At 51.0% G+C, this 16,257-nt stretch carries 16 protein-coding genes and 1 pseudogene; 1 reads left to right on the top strand and 16 read right to left on the bottom strand.

Annotated elements, in window-relative coordinates:
- Window positions 1-23 precede the first annotated feature (23 nt).
- The 9 genes from LX98_RS09490 to coaE form a co-directional block, all read right to left on the bottom strand.
- Window positions 24-1,178: a phage tail sheath C-terminal domain-containing protein gene (locus tag LX98_RS09490; RefSeq protein WP_496428665.1), complete on the bottom strand. Its 1,155-nt coding sequence runs from the start codon at window positions 1,176-1,178 to the stop codon at window positions 24-26.
- Between the two features lie 65 nt (window positions 1,179-1,243).
- Entirely contained in the window at window positions 1,244-2,365 is a 1,122-nt protein-coding gene (locus tag LX98_RS09485; RefSeq protein ID WP_496428664.1) for a hypothetical protein, read from the bottom strand.
- 149 nt (window positions 2,366-2,514) lie between these two features.
- Window positions 2,515-2,826, bottom strand: coding sequence for a putative signal transducing protein (locus tag LX98_RS09480; RefSeq protein ID WP_496428663.1), 312 nt, complete (start codon window positions 2,824-2,826; stop codon window positions 2,515-2,517).
- Window positions 2,827-3,106: 280 nt separating this feature from the next.
- Window positions 3,107-4,231 carry a hypothetical protein gene (locus tag LX98_RS09475; RefSeq protein ID WP_496428662.1) on the bottom strand — a complete coding sequence of 375 codons (1,125 nt, stop codon included), beginning with the start codon at window positions 4,229-4,231 and terminating at the stop codon, window positions 3,107-3,109.
- Between the two features lie 121 nt (window positions 4,232-4,352).
- The gene (locus LX98_RS09470) at window positions 4,353-4,679 is read right to left on the bottom strand and encodes a hypothetical protein (RefSeq protein WP_496428661.1); all 327 of its coding nucleotides are present in this window, start codon (window positions 4,677-4,679) and stop codon (window positions 4,353-4,355) included.
- A 770-nt stretch (window positions 4,680-5,449) separates the two neighbouring features.
- Window positions 5,450-6,265, bottom strand: coding sequence for a hypothetical protein (locus LX98_RS09465; RefSeq protein ID WP_496428660.1), 816 nt, complete (start codon window positions 6,263-6,265; stop codon window positions 5,450-5,452).
- A 198-nt stretch (window positions 6,266-6,463) separates the two neighbouring features.
- The gene (gene thiI / locus LX98_RS09460) at window positions 6,464-7,666 is read right to left on the bottom strand and encodes a tRNA uracil 4-sulfurtransferase ThiI (protein WP_496428659.1); all 1,203 of its coding nucleotides are present in this window, start codon (window positions 7,664-7,666) and stop codon (window positions 6,464-6,466) included.
- The gene (gene trxB, locus LX98_RS09455; protein WP_496430587.1) at window positions 7,666-8,586 is read right to left on the bottom strand and encodes a thioredoxin-disulfide reductase; all 921 of its coding nucleotides are present in this window, start codon (window positions 8,584-8,586) and stop codon (window positions 7,666-7,668) included. Before trxB ends, thiI begins: the two co-directional genes overlap by 1 nt.
- 41 nt (window positions 8,587-8,627) lie before the next feature.
- Window positions 8,628-9,323: a dephospho-CoA kinase gene (coaE, locus tag LX98_RS09450; protein WP_496428658.1), complete on the bottom strand. Its 696-nt coding sequence runs from the start codon at window positions 9,321-9,323 to the stop codon at window positions 8,628-8,630.
- Between the two features lie 119 nt (window positions 9,324-9,442).
- Here coaE and LX98_RS09445 point away from each other — a divergent pair, with 119 nt between their 5' ends.
- Window positions 9,443-10,483: a pectinesterase family protein gene (locus LX98_RS09445; protein ID WP_496428657.1), complete on the top strand. Its 1,041-nt coding sequence runs from the start codon at window positions 9,443-9,445 to the stop codon at window positions 10,481-10,483.
- A gap of 284 nt (window positions 10,484-10,767) precedes the next feature.
- Here the strand turns inward: LX98_RS09445 and LX98_RS09440 are convergent, their stop codons facing one another.
- The 7 genes and pseudogenes from LX98_RS09440 to LX98_RS09410 form a co-directional block, all read right to left on the bottom strand.
- Window positions 10,768-11,442, bottom strand: a complete 675-nt coding sequence (locus LX98_RS09440) for a retroviral-like aspartic protease family protein (protein ID WP_496428656.1) — start codon at window positions 11,440-11,442, stop codon at window positions 10,768-10,770.
- A gap of 120 nt (window positions 11,443-11,562) precedes the next feature.
- Entirely contained in the window at window positions 11,563-12,159 is a 597-nt protein-coding gene (locus LX98_RS09435) for a hypothetical protein (protein WP_496428655.1), read from the bottom strand.
- Window positions 12,159-12,731, bottom strand: coding sequence for a hypothetical protein (locus tag LX98_RS09430; RefSeq protein WP_496428654.1), 573 nt, complete (start codon window positions 12,729-12,731; stop codon window positions 12,159-12,161). Before LX98_RS09430 ends, LX98_RS09435 begins: the two co-directional genes overlap by 1 nt.
- On the bottom strand, window positions 12,728-13,342 hold the full coding sequence (locus tag LX98_RS09425; RefSeq protein WP_496428653.1) for a PilN domain-containing protein: 615 nt from the start codon (window positions 13,340-13,342) through the stop codon (window positions 12,728-12,730). The genes LX98_RS09430 and LX98_RS09425 overlap by 4 nt, the downstream gene beginning before the upstream one ends.
- The gene (locus LX98_RS09420; RefSeq protein WP_496428652.1) at window positions 13,339-14,520 is read right to left on the bottom strand and encodes a type IV pilus biogenesis protein PilM; all 1,182 of its coding nucleotides are present in this window, start codon (window positions 14,518-14,520) and stop codon (window positions 13,339-13,341) included. The genes LX98_RS09425 and LX98_RS09420 overlap by 4 nt, the downstream gene beginning before the upstream one ends.
- Window positions 14,520-15,770, bottom strand: coding sequence for an ATPase, T2SS/T4P/T4SS family (locus tag LX98_RS09415; protein WP_496430586.1), 1,251 nt, complete (start codon window positions 15,768-15,770; stop codon window positions 14,520-14,522). Before LX98_RS09415 ends, LX98_RS09420 begins: the two co-directional genes overlap by 1 nt.
- Before the next feature lie 54 nt (window positions 15,771-15,824).
- A pseudogene (locus LX98_RS09410) lies at window positions 15,825-16,226 on the bottom strand (GspE/PulE/PilB domain-containing protein); the annotation flags it as partial.
- Window positions 16,227-16,257: the final 31 nt, after the last annotated feature.

The raw sequence follows: 16,257 nt of genomic DNA, 5'->3' as shown, positions 1-16,257 counted from the left end.
TGCAATTTCAATGAAAATAGGGATTACGCTTGGCGGACAGATTTGGCTTTCTGTTGAATTGTAAGAATAATGAATTCAGCTGGTTTGAGTGGAGCGAACCCTACCCTGATATTGACGATACCGGCAGTCTGGTCAGAGGACGAAATGGTATCCGGTCCGCATTTGACAAAATAAGCCTCCTGGGATTTTTGTCCTTGGAAGGCCCCCTTCCGGAAGAGTGTTTGGAGAAATACGTCAATTGCTTGCCGAATATGAGCCCACAGGGTTTGGTCGTTCGGTTCATCTACTACCCACCCTAATCCCTGTTGTAGGCTTGATTCCAGAAACAAGGCCAGACGCCGGACGGAAAGATACTGCCATTCTCTGTTGGGTGACAGGGTTCGTGCACCCCAGGCGACAACCTGTGACGGAGAGGTTTGCCGGATTGGATTGATCCCCAATTGAGTGAGTTGTCTCATTTCCGGTTGCGTCAGTGTCTGCTCGATACCCTGAATGCCATGAAGGATGGCGGCCGTTCCTGCCGGGGGTTTCCATACTCCTCGTTGTTGATCGGTCCTGGCCCATACCCCAGCCATGGCGCCGCTGGCGGGGATGTGCAGAGGTGCCTTCTTAAGGGACGGAGGGACTTGGACATGCGGAACGTACATGGCCACATTTGGATGGTGAATTCCTGATTGCTGATTTAACCAGGTGGTCAGAGCCCTGACCGTTTGTCGGGGGGCATCGCGTTGAGGGACATCCAGGACATACATCGCACGGCGTCTGGCAACAAGAGCAATGGCTGCTTGCATGACTTTGCTCGCATGGGTATCCGGGAGCTGTTCGGTTTGAGGAATGAACAAAATATTGAAATCTCCTATGCGGTCGAGAAGAGAAAGGCCTTGCAGAAAGCGAGACACGCCTTTGATCTGTCCTGTTCCAATACGTACCACCCAAATGGCTTTTCCTTCATTGTCAAAGAATTGTTTGATGCAAAGGGAGGAAAGGGCCTCTGTTTCAAGTCCCCCATATTCTTTCTCAAATGCTTCCCATGTCCGGACCTGTTGCGGAGACGTCATCGACCCCTTGGAAAATGAGCCGATGATGGCCGCGGTTGAGGTGGAGGCTGACTCGATCACGGGAGGGACGATCGACGGTTTGTGGATAGATGCGCCAGGAGTCGAGTGAATTTCTTTCATAGGAAAATGTTTTATCTCCTTCTGTGGAGCTTAGACTCAGGAGGAATAACCTCATACGGCCTTGATTAGCTTGCTAGGGCTTCCGCATAGGTCTCTCCTCGACGGAACTGATTTTCCAGAAAAAAGGCTGTAATCGTCAGACATTCCATCCCGAATGGCAAATAGCCGGCATAACCGAGGATCGGCATTTCCCCCATCTGGAGTGCGTGGACGTAGGGAATCGAATATTCCCAATGGACCAGGCTGTCGGCATTCCACATTTCCCAAAAGCCTCCACAGACCAGGGCTGCCAGAGCCGAAAGAACCAGGGGACTCCAGTTTCCTTTGGCTAATGGGGACAGAAGGGTTGGAACCCTCCGTATTATTTGTATGCCTAACATGATCAGGAGCGGACCCACCCAGAGAAGAGAATACAGCAGCGTGGGCCAAATCCCAATCATTACAAGCCCGAAACAACCAAGGCTGAACATCAGCCAGCCGGTGTGCGATTCATTGACTGAAGAGATGGCCAGCCAGTTTTCAAATGGTGCTCTTATCCAAGAAATGGAAGACAGGTATTCATAGGTACCCAGAACGGCGGGTAGAACCGTCGAAAATGAAAGAGTGAACCAGGAATAGGTCAGAAGCGGTTGAGTTGATACCAGACCGACATAGTGCCAGTTCTGTACATACTGATTAAGATATTCAAACGTCCACCAGAAGCCTGCACTGAGGAGAAAGAGTTTGAAAAGATAAGCGGGCTGGTGGGTGATCATGCACCTGCCGGTTCGAGAAAAGCATAAGGCATTGATGACGACAATATAGCCGAACCAAAGGAGCGGGAAGGTATAGGGTTGCCATTCCTGGAACCAGGAAAAACGCGTCCACGCGAGGATTGAAGCGAAAGTCGTCCATCCTACGGCCATCCATCCCCACCAGGGAAACTCTTTGGCAGAGGCGGATTTGCATGGGCTGTGGGAACGGGTTTTCCCGTATCGCCAAAGAAACGGGGCAACCGTTGCGGAGATGAACAGGGCCAGGAGTCCGAAGACCGGCCAGGAAAGAGAGGCGTCTCCTGATTGCAGAGGAATGGGTAATAGAGTCAAATCGTGAGGAAGCGCTTGGCCAGATAAGACAATCCCCAGAGGAGGCAGCCCAAGAAGCAACGAAATAAAAATGCTGCCGTTGATTACTTTTGTGAAAGACATGGGACTGTAAAAAAATAGATATCCATGTGTAGAGATTGGAGGCACACATGAAGTCTTGGTTCAGCTTAAACCAGACCGGCCTCCTGAGCCAACGGTAAAAAAATCTTGGTCAAGATGAAATAGTCTTGGTGAGGCCAGGCTGAATTCTCTTACCGTCTTTCCAGCCCGCACTTCCAGCATGTGGTGAATTCTTTTTGATGCAGTTCTCCGCATCCGGAGCAGGTCCATTTCGTTGCTTCCAGAGGTTTAGCGCACTCCCAGTCATTGAGTAAGGTCCGGGCGCGGTCAAGGTCCTCGTCTTTCAGCACCCACAATTCGGGGAAGACTTCAACAAATGGCACTTCCCCTCCCAACATCGCTGAGCGTTGGTTCTTGATCGTGGACGGTATCTGGGCCTGATCCAACAGTTCTTTTCGGGATTCCACTTCGATGAGGCTTTGTGAGACATACAGTTTTTTCATGGTTTACCTATACGATGGTGGATGTGAGGCAATACACAAGTGAGGATACCGCATTGGCCATACCTTCATGTTGGCCTCATTCAGAGGGTTGCAAAAGCACTCCCTCACATATCAATGGATCTATCAGTAACATACCATGTTCCTGTGGAATCTCGGAGGGTCCGGAAATACATCTTTCTGGAGGCAAGACTCCCAAGTAAGTTGGGAGTTTCATTCCCGTGTCAGGGTGCCGGTTATTGATTATCCCTGGAGTAGAAGCGAAGGATTCTGAAGGGGATCGTCAAATTCCTATCCGACCATCAATCATTTCCATCACCCGTGATTGCCAGGCGAGGACGGCCGTGCGCACGTGCATCTTCTCGGCCAGTTTCGGAAATTCCGTGCGGATGACCTCGGTGGCAAATCCTGACAGGAACGCGCTCTTGAGTTCGGCGCAGGCGCGGTCAACACCGGTTTCATGGTAAGGCGCCTTGGCGAGTAGCAGGAAGCCATCATCTGGGATACGTCCTGTTTGCATGTTGGCCTCAATGATGCCTGCGGCTTTTCGAATAGGGTCGGCGAGGTCCGGGCTGTAGGGTCCGATGATGAGCGCCAGATTGGAGGTATGCAGCCAATCGAAGCCTCGTCCTACGCAAATGACCCATTCGCGATGCTCGATATTGAGTTGGCGGTTGGTTCGCTTGATGTTGGCGACATGGGTGATGTTGTCACGCACTAAAGGCAACAGGTCTTGAAGGATCTGTTGGGGCATGTCGGGATACAACTTTTCCAGCAAAGCGGGCAAGTAGTCCTGATCGAGGGGGGATACAGAGGAGAGATCTAAGAAGTCTTCTTTCGTGCCGTGGAGGATTAAAGCGTCTTCGTCGGTCTCAAACCCACATACGATCGGATACATCGTGTCATGCCCAGTACCGAAGACCGCCTCCATCTGTTGTTTGATACCAAGACTGTAAGTACGTGCGGCGACGGTGTCATAATTAAATCCGGCACATCCGCGGTGGGGATGGCCTTTGGAATAATGGTAGGTAATGAGCGCCAGGGTGCGGCGGCCTTGTCTGACCATACTCTGCACATGCTCTGTTATGACTTCGCCGAGGTGTGGCCACCCCAGGTTAAAACGCCCACCTAGATTACGAAAGGGGAAAATAATGCCGCGTGGGGTGTTCGTGGCGACGGGAATATTGATGCGCCCATCCATGCACATGAATGCGGCGATCGCGGTCGGGTGCTGGGCGACGTACCGGCTGCGCGCGAGCCATGCTTCGGGACTTTGGAATTCCCTGGAGTGTTGACGAGAAAATTCGACGAGCCAGTCGATGCGTTGCCCTATGCTCAAGTCGTGAATATCTACCTCCTCCTTGAGCTGGTCTAGGCTGACAGATTGTGGTGTGGAGAGGATGGGCATCACCTTCCTCCTTCCCAGAACCGCGTGACGACGAAAGAAGCCGTCTTGGAGATGATCTGCTTCATGATCTCAATGGCCCTCATCGCACCCTCCTTCAAGAAATATGGATAACTAACAGCCATTATGCGAACACCAGAAGACCGGCGCGGAAGTGCTCACTTGGCAAGAATGGAGAAAGCCACCATGGGTGCCATGGTGGTTCATTCTGATAGGAACGTACATAGGTATGGACCGCCCCGATCCATTGCTCAGGGAAATGCTGAAAATAATACTCCATCAGTGTGTGGCCGATACCGGGTCCTGTCAAGAAGGTCCCGTTGCGTTCGAGGGGAGCGATACGTGTTGTACTTGGCACCTTATCCAGTTTCATCCGGGTCATGCCGATGACCAGTTGGAGACGTTGACCTTCCTCTGCTTTCTGGCTGACGTCTTCAACGACGGTCGGCAAGTTTTCTCTTCATCTGGAACAGTCCCAGGTTGTCAGATTTGTGTCCCAGAACACTGGAATCGTGATTCCTGTATTTAGTCTCGAGGGTTGTCTCTATTTTTCGGGAGAATGAGTAAGAGTATCGGAAAATTCATTGCATAATAGATGCCCTAGAAGAAAGACTGTGGACGTGTCGTCCCCACAGGAGCAGAACCCAGAAAAAATTTGCCCCTTTACTTATCGGGATTCAGTGAGCGGTTTTAAGAGGCGCGTGTGGTGCGAACTCGCACTTTTTGCCAGCCTTGGCAGTGGTCATGATGAAGCTGTGGCGTGTGCCATTTTGGCGATGGGATGGTGTGCGGAAGGTATGAAATAGTTGATTCCTGTCAGGACGGGTTACGGTAATCAACCATAGTCCGGACACTCCCATGCCCATTCATGATACGCACAGTTAGGTCACATTTTTCCTTAGAAGGAGTAACACATTCGTGTGTGCCTGACTGGTCTTCTTGCCGAGGACGCGAGGCTTCGGTTGTCAACGCGTTTAGGCCCAGGGATTCTATGTTAATGGGGTATCATTCATTGATTGGCCTTGTTAAAGCCAATGGGTTGAAGATCAACCGTTTGAGCGTACGACAAAGATTGGTCTCTGGTCACGGCTGATTCGCATTTGTCTTTGAGCCATAAGATCGATGGCAGCGTCAATTGGTGTGACTCATTAGGTATGTTGGCATGCCGTATGTGGGAATCGATATCTAATTCTTCCCTAGAATAATTTGGCAGGGTCTTTCCTAGGACTCTGTGTAGAAGAGTAGTTGCACGCCGATGGTGGTGACCAGGAGAGCCCAGAGGATTTTGAATGCAAATCGGACGCGGGAGGTGGTCTGCATCCCAGCATGAGATCGTGGTATGAACTCGCTGGCAAACCAGGCTAGACCGCCTGCCAGGGCCAATGTGCCCATGATGTTATGGTGAGTCTGAATGTCATGGCCGCCTGGGTGAAGGCCATGCATGTGGCGAAACAACATAAGCCCACCGACCAGTGCAAAACCCGGCAGAAGTGACCGCCAGAACACGTGAGAAAATTTCCCAGCCCGAAGGAATCCTTCCACCAGGCCGACAGCCAGGGCCAGGATGCCGAATATTTTGTGTTGCAGCATTTCAGGATCTTTTCCGGATAAGGTTTCGGCTAATGTCCATGAGCCAATGGGCCATGCCAAATGATCGCTCCAGATCAACAGGAAGATTCCTGATCCTATTAGTGAACCCGGCAAGAGCCAACGAACCCACATGAATGCCTGCCAGCCCATTACTCTTTGCCATTCACTGAGACCCATCAGAATGACACCGACTCCAACGAACGCATGGTTGAATTCGCTATAGGCAATCCCTTCCGGGGAGCCTTCCCATTGTCCAACCTGCGGAGCAGCGTTCTGATGGTGGACGGTGTGATCGTGGGGAGTTTCTTCCTTCGAAATGTTGCCTGTTTCGGCCCAGGCGGAAGGTAGTCCAAGGTGCAACTTGTGGTTTATTGGTTCCCATAGGCCTAGAATAAGGAGTAACCCGAAAAAAACCCGATAGAGCCAGATAAACAGGACAGAAGGCATGATGCTCACGTTTTCCTCACTGAAGATTTTCCTTTGGTTATGATATTGCCAGGGTAGGGGGTTGAAGAATGATCTCTTTCTACAACTGGAACATAGGATTCGAGCAATTCGCTAAATATGATTGATCATAACGTTTTTTCAGAGTATGGACCGGTACTGTCTGATGGTGTGCGGTGGTTTTAACCTGGAAGAAGCATTCTACTGTGGTGCCCTTCGATCCATCCGTTCTGCATGGGAGAAAGTGACCAATTCCTTTCCTTCTAGGCTTTGCTGAACCAGCTTGGGAATGTCGAGGGCTTGCTCGACTTTGAGGATATGGGGTAGCTGGCATCGTGTTTGTGGATGTTTTGGGACAAAGAGAGTGCAGCAGTCTTGGTCCGGTTCGATGGAGGTCTCGAATGATCCTAGCGCTTGAGCTTGTTGCGTAATTTCCAACTTATCCATTCCGATGAGCGGACGAAGGATGGGAAGTGACGTGGCTTCGTTAATGACAGAAATATTTTCCGGCGTTTGGGACGCCACTTGCCCCAGGCTGTCTCCGGTCGTGAGGGCCCATGCCTCCTCCTGCTCGGCAATTCGTGCAGTGATGCGGAGCATCAAGCGACGGTAAAGCACGACGCGCACAGGCGGCGGCGTGTTGAGGACGATTTGGCTTTGAATATCCCCAAAGGGAATGAGGTGAAGACGGGAAGACAGTTGGTACTTCGTGAGTAACGCGACCTGATCGCGGACTTTTTCCTCAGAAACCCGTGAAAGATATGGACGACCGTGAAAATGCACAAAGACGGCTTTACAGCCACGTTTCATTATGCGATAGGCTGCCACTGGAGAATCGATACCACCGGAAATGAGGCAAATAACTTTTCCTCCGGTCCCCGTCGGTAGTCCCCCGGGTCCTGCCTCCCGTTGATAGGAGTAGTAGGCGTAGGGCGGGACTAATTCGATAAAAATCGACATATCGGGGTGTGAAAGGTTGACTCGCTTGCCGGTATGGTCGGCGACGGCGGCCCCGATTTCTCGTTCCACGTCCATTGAAGTTTTGACGAATCGCTTGTCTGCCCGTTTGACACTGACTCGAAAGGTGGCATAAGGATGAGTGGGCAGGTGTGCAACGATCGCATCTTTGAGAACCGTGAGATCGGATTGGTCGTAAGCCAACGGCACGGCTCTGCTCAAAGAAAAATTGACGATACCGAATACGCGCTTGATCTGTTCCTGCAAGCGCGGCCACGCCGCCTCATCCTCGAAGCTCACCCGTATTCGTCCCTGGAGTGCTGCGACATGCACATGCGCCAGGGGTTTCAGGGCTCCTCGCAGATGGTGGACTAACCGGTATTCGAAATGTTTCCGGTTGCCTCCCTTGAGGGCGAGTTCATGATAATGCACTAAGACATGAAGCATTAGTGGAGTGATTCTAAATATCGCTCGGCGTCGATAGCCGCCATGCAGCCCGATCCGGCAGCCGTAATGGCCTGGCGATAATGTGAATCCTGCACATCACCTGATGCAAAAACCCCGGGGACGTTGGTGGTAGACCGATTTGGCTGAGTGCGGATGTAGCCTTGCTCGTCCATATCGATGAGTCCGGTAAACAGGCTGGTGTTCGGCGTATGACCGATGGCCACGAAGACGCCAGATAACGGAATCTCTTCAACCTGGTTGGTTTGTACGTTGCGGACCCGGATTCCTTTCACGACGTCATCACCCAGGACCTCTTCAAGGGCACTATTCCATTGAAAGGCGATCTTTTCATTGTTGATGGCCCGGTCCTGCATAATTTTTGATGCGCGCAATTTATCGCGACGATGAACGAGGGTGACTTTTGATGCAAATTTTGTCAGAAATGTGGCTTCTTCCACGGCGCTATCACCACCGCCAATGACCGCAATCTCTTTGCCACGAAAAAAGAACCCGTCGCAGGTGGCACATGTCGAAACACCATGACCCATGAGGCGGCTTTCGGAGGGCAGGCCCAGTAAATTGGCCGAGGCTCCTGTCGCAATAATCAGGGTTCGGGTTGCCAGCGTGGCTTCGTCATCAACCGTGACCTGAAAGGGGCGCACCTGGAGATCTACCTTGGTGACATGCCCTTGGCGAAATTGCGTGCCGAATCGTTCGGCTTGGGCCCGCATGTCTTGAATGAGTTGAGGTCCCATGATGCCTTTAGGGAATCCGGGAAAATTTTCCACATCGGTGGTGATGGTTAATTGTCCGCCAGGCTGCGAACCATCAATGAGCAAGGGGGAAAGATTGGCTCGAGCGGTATAGACGGCGGCGGTTAATCCAGCCGGGCCCGATCCCAGAATAATGACGTCATGCACCATGCGTGAACTCCTTACAGTTAGACATGTAGGTGAACGGTCTATGGAGTATTGAGGCTGCGGCGGGCCGTTCGTGACCTCGCCTCACTGACATATGTCCTATACAATGACTGGACCGCATGGCGCAACTGTGTACGTGCCCATGTTCCATCCAATACGGCGTCGGCATAGTCGAGCTTCTGCCGAAGGGGCATTTGTTGTTTGATTCGCCGGAGCGCTTGGGCCTTGGTCAGGCCATCACGACGGCAGGCGCGGGCGAGCTGAGTGGCCCGGTCGGCGGTGACCACGATGACATGATCCATACGTTTGTGTGCACCGGCTTCCAATAATAACGCAGCATCATAAAGGATAACCGCATGGGGATCTTTGTGTCGCATGCTTTTAACCTGTATGGCCTGCTCTCGGGCCACACGGGGATGAATGATCGCTTGCAAAAGGTGTAATTTCTTAGGTGATTTAAATACGATCTCGGCGAGAGCTTGGCGATTGATGGTGTGGTCCTCGGCGAGCACTTGAGTTCCGAATGCCTTAACGATATCCCTCCAAGCCGGTTTTCCAGGTTGAACAACGGCTCTGGCCAGTTCGTCGGCGTCAATAATCCTGGCTCCAAGGGATTGAAATATCTTGGCGACGGTCGTTTTTCCTGATGCCAATCCTCCAGTTAACCCGACGACGACCATAGCCAACCATAGCATAGGGGGTTGGGAGCGACAATAAATGAGGAAAAATTTTGGCACCAGCTTGACCCTGCCAAACCCCTTGGGTTATTGACTCGATGAGAGTCCTTTCGTTTGGGTGAGCCGATCGACGGGCAAGAGCATCACAGGGGAGAATGAACACCGTGAGAGTTCAACACATGTCGACCACCATTCGACCAGTTTTCTTTTTATGTGCCCTAATTTTGTGTGTCCTGCCTGGATTGGCGCCTGCCAATTCTGAGGAACTTGCGCCCTCTGATGCCGTTGTCTCTTCGGTATGGCAGGTTGCCTTGGATGGATCAGGGCATTTCACCTCGATTCAAGAAGCGATTGATCAGGCTGCATCAGGTGATACGATTTTGATTAAACGGGGAGCCTATGCCGAGGATGTTACTGTGCATAGCAAGGAGGGTTTGTCGATTATCGGTGAAGGCATGGACTTGGTAGTTTTGACCGGGAAAAAGCGTGTCGGGACTCTTCATATTGGTAAATGGCCGTATGGGGCAACGAATGTGACGATTCAAGATCTGTCCGTGATTCAACATGGAGGATTGGGAGTTGGCATTTTTAATGGCAGTGGCGTGCGATTAACACGGATTCGTGTCAATGGCATGGTGTTTAGTCAACAGGTGCAGGATGTTCTTTTGGAAGATTGTGTGATTGGTGACAGTGAGACAACAGGGGTGGCATTTGCGGATTCTACAGGCACCCTATTGGGTAATCTGATTTACCATAATGACCATGGCGTGGTTATCGGAGGAAACTCTGATGTGACCCTCAGACAGAATGTGATAACCCGAAGTCTTTATGAAGCCGTGTTGATGACTGATCAGTCCAAAGCCCGGTTGATTCAAAATACCCTGGCTCAGAATGGAGGTGGGGCTGCTTTTCATGACGATGCTCAAGCCGATGTGCAGGGAAATATTATTAGTCAGAGCGCAGTAGGCTTTTTATTTTTTCCGGGGAGTCACACCACGCTGGCCTTTAACGCCTTGTCAGACAACCAGGGAAATTATGTCATGACCGGAACTCCACCCACACCGGCTCCGGATAGGGCAGGGAAAACCGATGTACAATTTGCCCCCGGCTTTGTCAGTCCTGAAAACGGGGATTTTCGTCTTCAGTCCGATTCTTCCATGATCCAGGTTGGTGCCTTTCCATATTTAGGGGCTTTGCCTCCGGTTTCTTCCAACCCATAAATTCTCTTTCAGTTCCATCTGTCCAAATGTCTGCGGCCTTCTCTTCGAGAGGGCTCAGTGCATGACCGGACGAGTCTTTTTCAACACTCCATAAATTTTCTTCGGTTGGTTTTTTTCGCCCATGCGTGAATGTGAAGACCGAATATTAAAATCTTTGAGAGTCCTTTTTGTGGAGGGACAGCGTTGGAGCAGGAATCCATAATCTGCCCCTCTCTCGCCTCGCACCAACGCTATGCCACACAGACCCAGGGATTCTGCACATCCCGGAACTACGGTATTTTGGATTAGGGTTTTTGCTTGGGGCGGAGAATCAATTGAGCATGCTCCGCATCCAGCGTCACGAGAAAGTGTTTAAGGAAGGACATGCCGAGCAGACCCTCAATGTGTTCCGGAATATCCGGGAGATCGTGAAGGGCTACGGCGACATTGGTGGCCCGTGCGGTTCCGACCGTGATGGAAGAGAGATAATTCATATTGACCTGGACTGACCCTCCTGCGGTATTGACGGTCAAAAGTTCATTGTCGGTGGTTCCCAGGATTCCGAGATCAATGGCGGCCTGAGTCGAGAGGACGGTCATGGAGGCACCGGTATCTACAATGAGTTGAGCCGGTCGTTCTTGATTCAACATGACAGGAACGACAAATGACCCTCCACTTTTGGTGAGGGGTATGGTGATTTCCTGATTAACAGGTCTGTCCTGCTCTTCCTCATTCAATGAAGACACCTGGGTAGAAATCTGGGTGTCAGGAGGTTCCGGGTCAGGAACGGATTTGGGGGTTGTTTGAAGTGTTGCAGTCGGGGATGACGCTTGATTGCTGGGAGAAGGGGTTTGTGTTGGCAATAGCGTGCAGTTAAATAGTTGGGCTGGATTGTCTGTTAAAACGCGTGTTCCGGATTCATCAAAACAGTCATATGTCGCTGAATGCCCTGGAGACACCAATAGGGCAATGTATACCATCAATCCTGGCACCCACCAAAAGGTGGTGTGGTGAGGATTCCGAAGAAACGAAACACGGCGACATTCATACATAGTGGGAAAAGAATACCAAGATGCGGGGGGAAAACGCTATGAAGGAGATTATCCGCTGGTATCGGGTGTTAAGGGAATGGTGGCCTGCACATGCGAGCCGGTTTCCAGCACCTGGGTGGACAGAACTACGGTTTCTGGTTCGATCTTGTTCACCTGCACGCGACCTTCCAACATCTCTCCCTGCTTGACGATATAGATGGCTTGCCCATTGGTGAGGAATGCCTGGCTTTCCCCCCCTTTGGTTAAATATCCCAGGAACCGGAATTGGTTAAGTTGTTCCCGGGCCCGTTGCCCTGCAAGATCGGCCAGAGAGGGACCTGGGGGTGGGGGTGGGGGCGGAGCTGGGGAGGGTGCTGTTTTGGGAAGGCGAGAAGTGGGGGGAGTGTCTATTTTTTTTTGGTGGGCGATCTGGGACATGCCTAGAGGTGCAAAGATGTTGCGGGGTAGAGAGAATTTTGCGGTTTGGCGAGGGTTAGAAAATGCCGGATCTAACTCCAGATCTTTAATCGGTGGAAGTGGCACCCCTGAAGTGGCCGAGGAATGCAGGGGATCAGTTGGCGTAGAGTCCCACATTTGGAAAATCGTCACCATTCCCCAGGCCAATAACAAGCCTCCTAACACCAGCCATTTTCGTTGATTCGTCATTAGGCTTTTGTTTTTTTAACCGGTTCAGGGAATTCTTTCAGAAAGGTGGAGACCTTCAGTTTAAAGATAACCCCTTTCTGTTTTTTAGATGTTTCAACGGACAGTTTTTCGATAAAGAGATAGGGCCAGCGTTGCTCCAGTTCGAAAATGAATTTTCGAATAGCCTCATAGGGGCCTGCGGCTTCAAACGCAAAGGTGCCTTTTGTGGCCAGTTTATGGGCGAGGGGTTTGAAGTCGTATCCCATGCCAGGAATTTGTACATGATTTTGTTTTGCCAAATCGGCAATGTCTAAACTTAAATCTGTGAATTCACCGGAATCCGGAAGAGCATTCCACATGGTGGATAGAATGGTTTGGGTCTGCCGGGCTGTCTGCATGGTTGTCTGTGTATGCAAGGACGCTTGATTCAGTGCCGTGATATGGTAAAAACGGTCCTGGGCCGGGTAAAAGATGAAGGCAAACATCCCGACCGATGACAATCCGGCAAGGACCGTCACGATGAACAGCGGACCTAAATATTTCGAAATGCGGATCGTCGTCTTTGATCCTTGTATGATCTGGAAAGAATTCATCGTTGCCTGGGAACCCCTGTCAGGTGAGAAGTTGGGTGTCGGACATCATAGGTGACGGTGAGCGAAAATACGCTATGTGAGCCACCTTGCTCCTCTTTTGTAGTTTTTGTGGAATGCTGCGATAGCAACACATTCTGAAAGGCTGCATGCTTCTCTAACTGGTGAATGAGTCGATTGAGGTCGGGTAAAGATGCTGCCGATCCTTGGAGAAGGATTGTGTCGGTTTTTTCATCGAGAGACACCGAGTTCAGGGTGATATCCGAAGGAATCGCTGTTTCCAGATCCGTCAATAATTGTGTCCAGGAAAATCCCACCCGTTCACGAACCTGTTTCACAAAAGTGACTTTTGAGGGAATGCTTCGAATGGCCTGGTGCGAAAGGTCAAGTCCGGCCGCCCTGGCTTGGGCGACCAATTGTTGGTTGGCGGTCTCGACACCGGCAGCTTGCTCTTCCAGGACATCAATCTGTTCATGTAATGAGTTTCCCTCCCACCAGAATGAAGCTGTAAGGGCAAGGGCACCGGCGGTGAGAAGGGTGAGTCCGAATTGGGACAATTGAAGAAGAGGAATGCCGGGTGCAGATAAATTCCTATGTACACGTGGGATCATCATGCCACCATCAGACTGGCATAGCCTGGTAATGCCGCTTCTTCCTGGTGGCTCACCGCCAGGTGTGTATTCAATAGTTGGAAATGTGAGGCCGGGGATAGCGGGGTGATTCGAATCTGAGGCTCATGTCCTCCACTGGCCTTCAGGGTCTGTTGAATATGGTCGAGAGGCGGCATAAGGCTCTGCCCGAGCGCCAGATCAGTGGTCATGAATAGATTAACCGGGGAAGAGGCCGTGGCAGCAGATATGGGAAACATCTCGAAATAATATTGCAGGGTTGCCAGGATTTCCTTTTCCACCTTCATCGCGGTATACGAAGGGTAGGGAGTATTTCCTGTGGCGTAATCTCGATGTGTGTCAGAAGAGGGATCTCCTGACGATGTCGGACGATGATCTCCGGTCTCCCCGTGCTCCGACTCAGTCTCCAGTGAAGGGTCTTGATGATCATGGCCCTCCGTTTTAATGGCAAGAGCTTTCGTGCGAATGAAGCGTGGGCTACCATCCTGAAAGGCCAAAAATGTAAACCCCCAATGACTGATGAAGAGGAACATGAATGTTGGGGGATGAAAGGACTGAGAAGAGTTTTCAGCCGTGAGTCGGTCCTGAATGTTGGGGCGGTACAGATCAAAGACATCGAGCCCCGACATTCCAACAGCAGTTGGGATGAGATCTGCCTCTAAGCACAAATTCTCATATTGTTCAATAATTTCATGGCGAATGGCCGTGCCTAACACTCTGACATGTTCCGTGGTATCCGGGGAAGTGGAATCCCTGACCGAAGTGGGCACATAGAGACCGAAGGCCAGCCGTGATTGGGAGGTATCCAATTTGAGGTCCTGTTGAAAACGCCAATTCACCAGTGCCGTCTGCTCCGGTTTTTTTGTGGGAAAGGATGCAAAATCAAAAATACTCGTCCGGGCGCATATATCCGGGAGACTGAGTGCAATGGAAATTGGGCGACGATAGGGCTTGGCCAGCGCCTTGAGTTGAGTAAGAAACTCATCGGTATTGGCAATATTGAGTTTGGTCGAAGAGAGCCTAAGGACCCCCGGGGAAAGCGGGAGTCTGGCGATGTGTCGGAGCGAACTTTTACGCCAATGCTTTTTGATTTCCACCAGGCATAGCTCCTCATCCGAAAGAGAGAGCGCGACGGTGGGGGCCGAGATGGGGAAAAAATGCATTAGATTTCCTCGATCGGAGTGACCCGATTAATTTCTTTGAGCGTCGTTTCTCCTCGGTAGACTTTTTCAAGGGCTGCTAGCCGTAGCGAGGTCATTCCCTGAGCCATAGCGGCCGTGCGAATTTCTGAAATAGATTTCTCGTTTAAAATCATTTCCTTGATGGAGTCGGTCATATCTAAAAATTCTGTAATGGCTTTTCGACCTCGGAAACCTAAACCGTGGCATTCATTGCATCCTTTCCCTTCGAAAAAGGTCAGGTGTTTCACGTCTTCATATTCAATGCCGGATTCCTGGCACTGCTCAGGATGTATCTGGACGGGGATCCGGCAGGTTGGGCAAATGGATCGCACCAGGCGTTGGGCGAGAATACAACTCAAAGAAGCCACAAAATTGTAAGATTCAATGCCCATATTCACAAACCGGCTGATGACGTCAAAAGCATTATTCGCATGCACGGTAGAAAAGACCAAATGCCCGGTGAGTGCCGATTGGATGGCAATTTGTGCCGTCTCTAAATCCCGGATTTCTCCGACCATGATTTTATCAGGATCGTGCCGCAAAATGGATCGAAGCCCTCTGGCAAACGTGAGTCCCTTTTTTTCATTGACAGGAATTTGTACAATTCCCTTTAACTGATATTCCACCGGATCTTCAATGGTAATGATCTTATCTTCGTCGGAGTGCACCTCATTGATCGCGGCATACAGGGTTGTCGTTTTTCCGCTTCCTGTGGGTCCGGTCACCAGCACCATGCCATAGGGGCGGGTGATGGCTCGCCGGAATCGGCGAAGGTCTTCTCCGGTATACCCAAGGGCTTCCAGGCGTAGCCCCTGGACCCCAGCGGATATATGTTGTTTATCCAAAATTCTGATGACCACCGATTCTCCGTACACACTTGGCAATATGGAGACCCGGAAATCAATGGTTCGGTGATTCAGCAGCAGCTTGAACCGACCATCTTGCGGCGTACGACGTTCCGCAATATCGAGTTCCGACATGATTTTGAGCCTGGAAATGAGAGAGGGGTGAATGCCGGTATCAAAAGGATCCATGGCCAAATAGAGGACGCCATCAATCCGGAACTTGACCTCCACCGTGCGTTCCGTGGGCTCAATATGAATGTCGCTCGCCTGCTTTTGCAGGGCGGTTAGGATAATCGTATTGACCAGTTTGACTACCGGGCTGAGGTCCTTGGTGATCCGTTCTACGGAGAGGATTTCTTCGCCTTTCTCGTCTTCTTTAATCAGCACTGGATCCAATTCCGCTTTGATGCGGGTGAGCACCTGGCTATTGCCTTCGCTATTGCTCAAGGCTTCAGCTATAGCCGAGTGAGATGTCACCACTAATCGCAACTCAAATCCCAATTGGTGCTCCAATTCATCGATCATTCGCAGGTCATGTGGTTTTGCGAGAGCGATGGTCAAAACCTGCCCTTCTTGTTCAATGGGCACGAATTCATACCGATGCATGAGTTCGACCGGAATGGACTCCATGAGCGGTGAGGGGATACGAAATTCCTTAAGCGTATTCCATGGTAAACCATATTGATCAGCCAGGACCTGGCCGATCACCTCTTCCGTGTGGGTGCCTCGTTCTAACAAGATGGTGGGAATAGTCTGATTGGTTGATCGGGCCGTTTCGATCAACGTCTCTTTTTCCCGTTCCAGGATGAGCCCCTTTTCCACCAAGAGGTCCTCGAATGGCATGCGTTTAACTGGTGTGGTCATGGTTTTTCTC

Source organism: Nitrospira marina, assembly GCF_059568365.1.
This window is presented reverse-complemented; position numbering and strand designations above follow the sequence as displayed.

What these genes read in the sequence shown, in the direction of transcription:
- LX98_RS09490 (WP_496428665.1), bottom strand. Translation starts at nt 1,178, where the DNA reads ATGAAAGAAATTCACTCGACTCCTGGCGCATCTATCCACAAACCGTCG.
- LX98_RS09485 (WP_496428664.1), bottom strand. Translation starts at nt 2,365, where the DNA reads ATGTCTTTCACAAAAGTAATCAACGGCAGCATTTTTATTTCGTTGCTT.
- LX98_RS09480 (WP_496428663.1), bottom strand. Translation starts at nt 2,826, where the DNA reads ATGAAAAAACTGTATGTCTCACAAAGCCTCATCGAAGTGGAATCCCGA.
- LX98_RS09475 (WP_496428662.1), bottom strand. Translation starts at nt 4,231, where the DNA reads ATGCCCATCCTCTCCACACCACAATCTGTCAGCCTAGACCAGCTCAAG.
- LX98_RS09465 (WP_496428660.1), bottom strand. Translation starts at nt 6,265, where the DNA reads ATGCCTTCTGTCCTGTTTATCTGGCTCTATCGGGTTTTTTTCGGGTTA.
- thiI (WP_496428659.1), bottom strand. Translation starts at nt 7,666, where the DNA reads ATGCTTCATGTCTTAGTGCATTATCATGAACTCGCCCTCAAGGGAGGC.
- LX98_RS09445 (WP_496428657.1), top strand. Translation starts at nt 9,443, where the DNA reads ATGTCGACCACCATTCGACCAGTTTTCTTTTTATGTGCCCTAATTTTG.
- LX98_RS09440 (WP_496428656.1), bottom strand. Translation starts at nt 11,442, where the DNA reads ATGGTATACATTGCCCTATTGGTGTCTCCAGGGCATTCAGCGACATAT.
- LX98_RS09435 (WP_496428655.1), bottom strand. Translation starts at nt 12,159, where the DNA reads ATGACGAATCAACGAAAATGGCTGGTGTTAGGAGGCTTGTTATTGGCC.
- LX98_RS09430 (WP_496428654.1), bottom strand. Translation starts at nt 12,731, where the DNA reads ATGAATTCTTTCCAGATCATACAAGGATCAAAGACGACGATCCGCATT.
- LX98_RS09425 (WP_496428653.1), bottom strand. Translation starts at nt 13,342, where the DNA reads ATGATGATCCCACGTGTACATAGGAATTTATCTGCACCCGGCATTCCT.
- LX98_RS09420 (WP_496428652.1), bottom strand. Translation starts at nt 14,520, where the DNA reads ATGCATTTTTTCCCCATCTCGGCCCCCACCGTCGCGCTCTCTCTTTCG.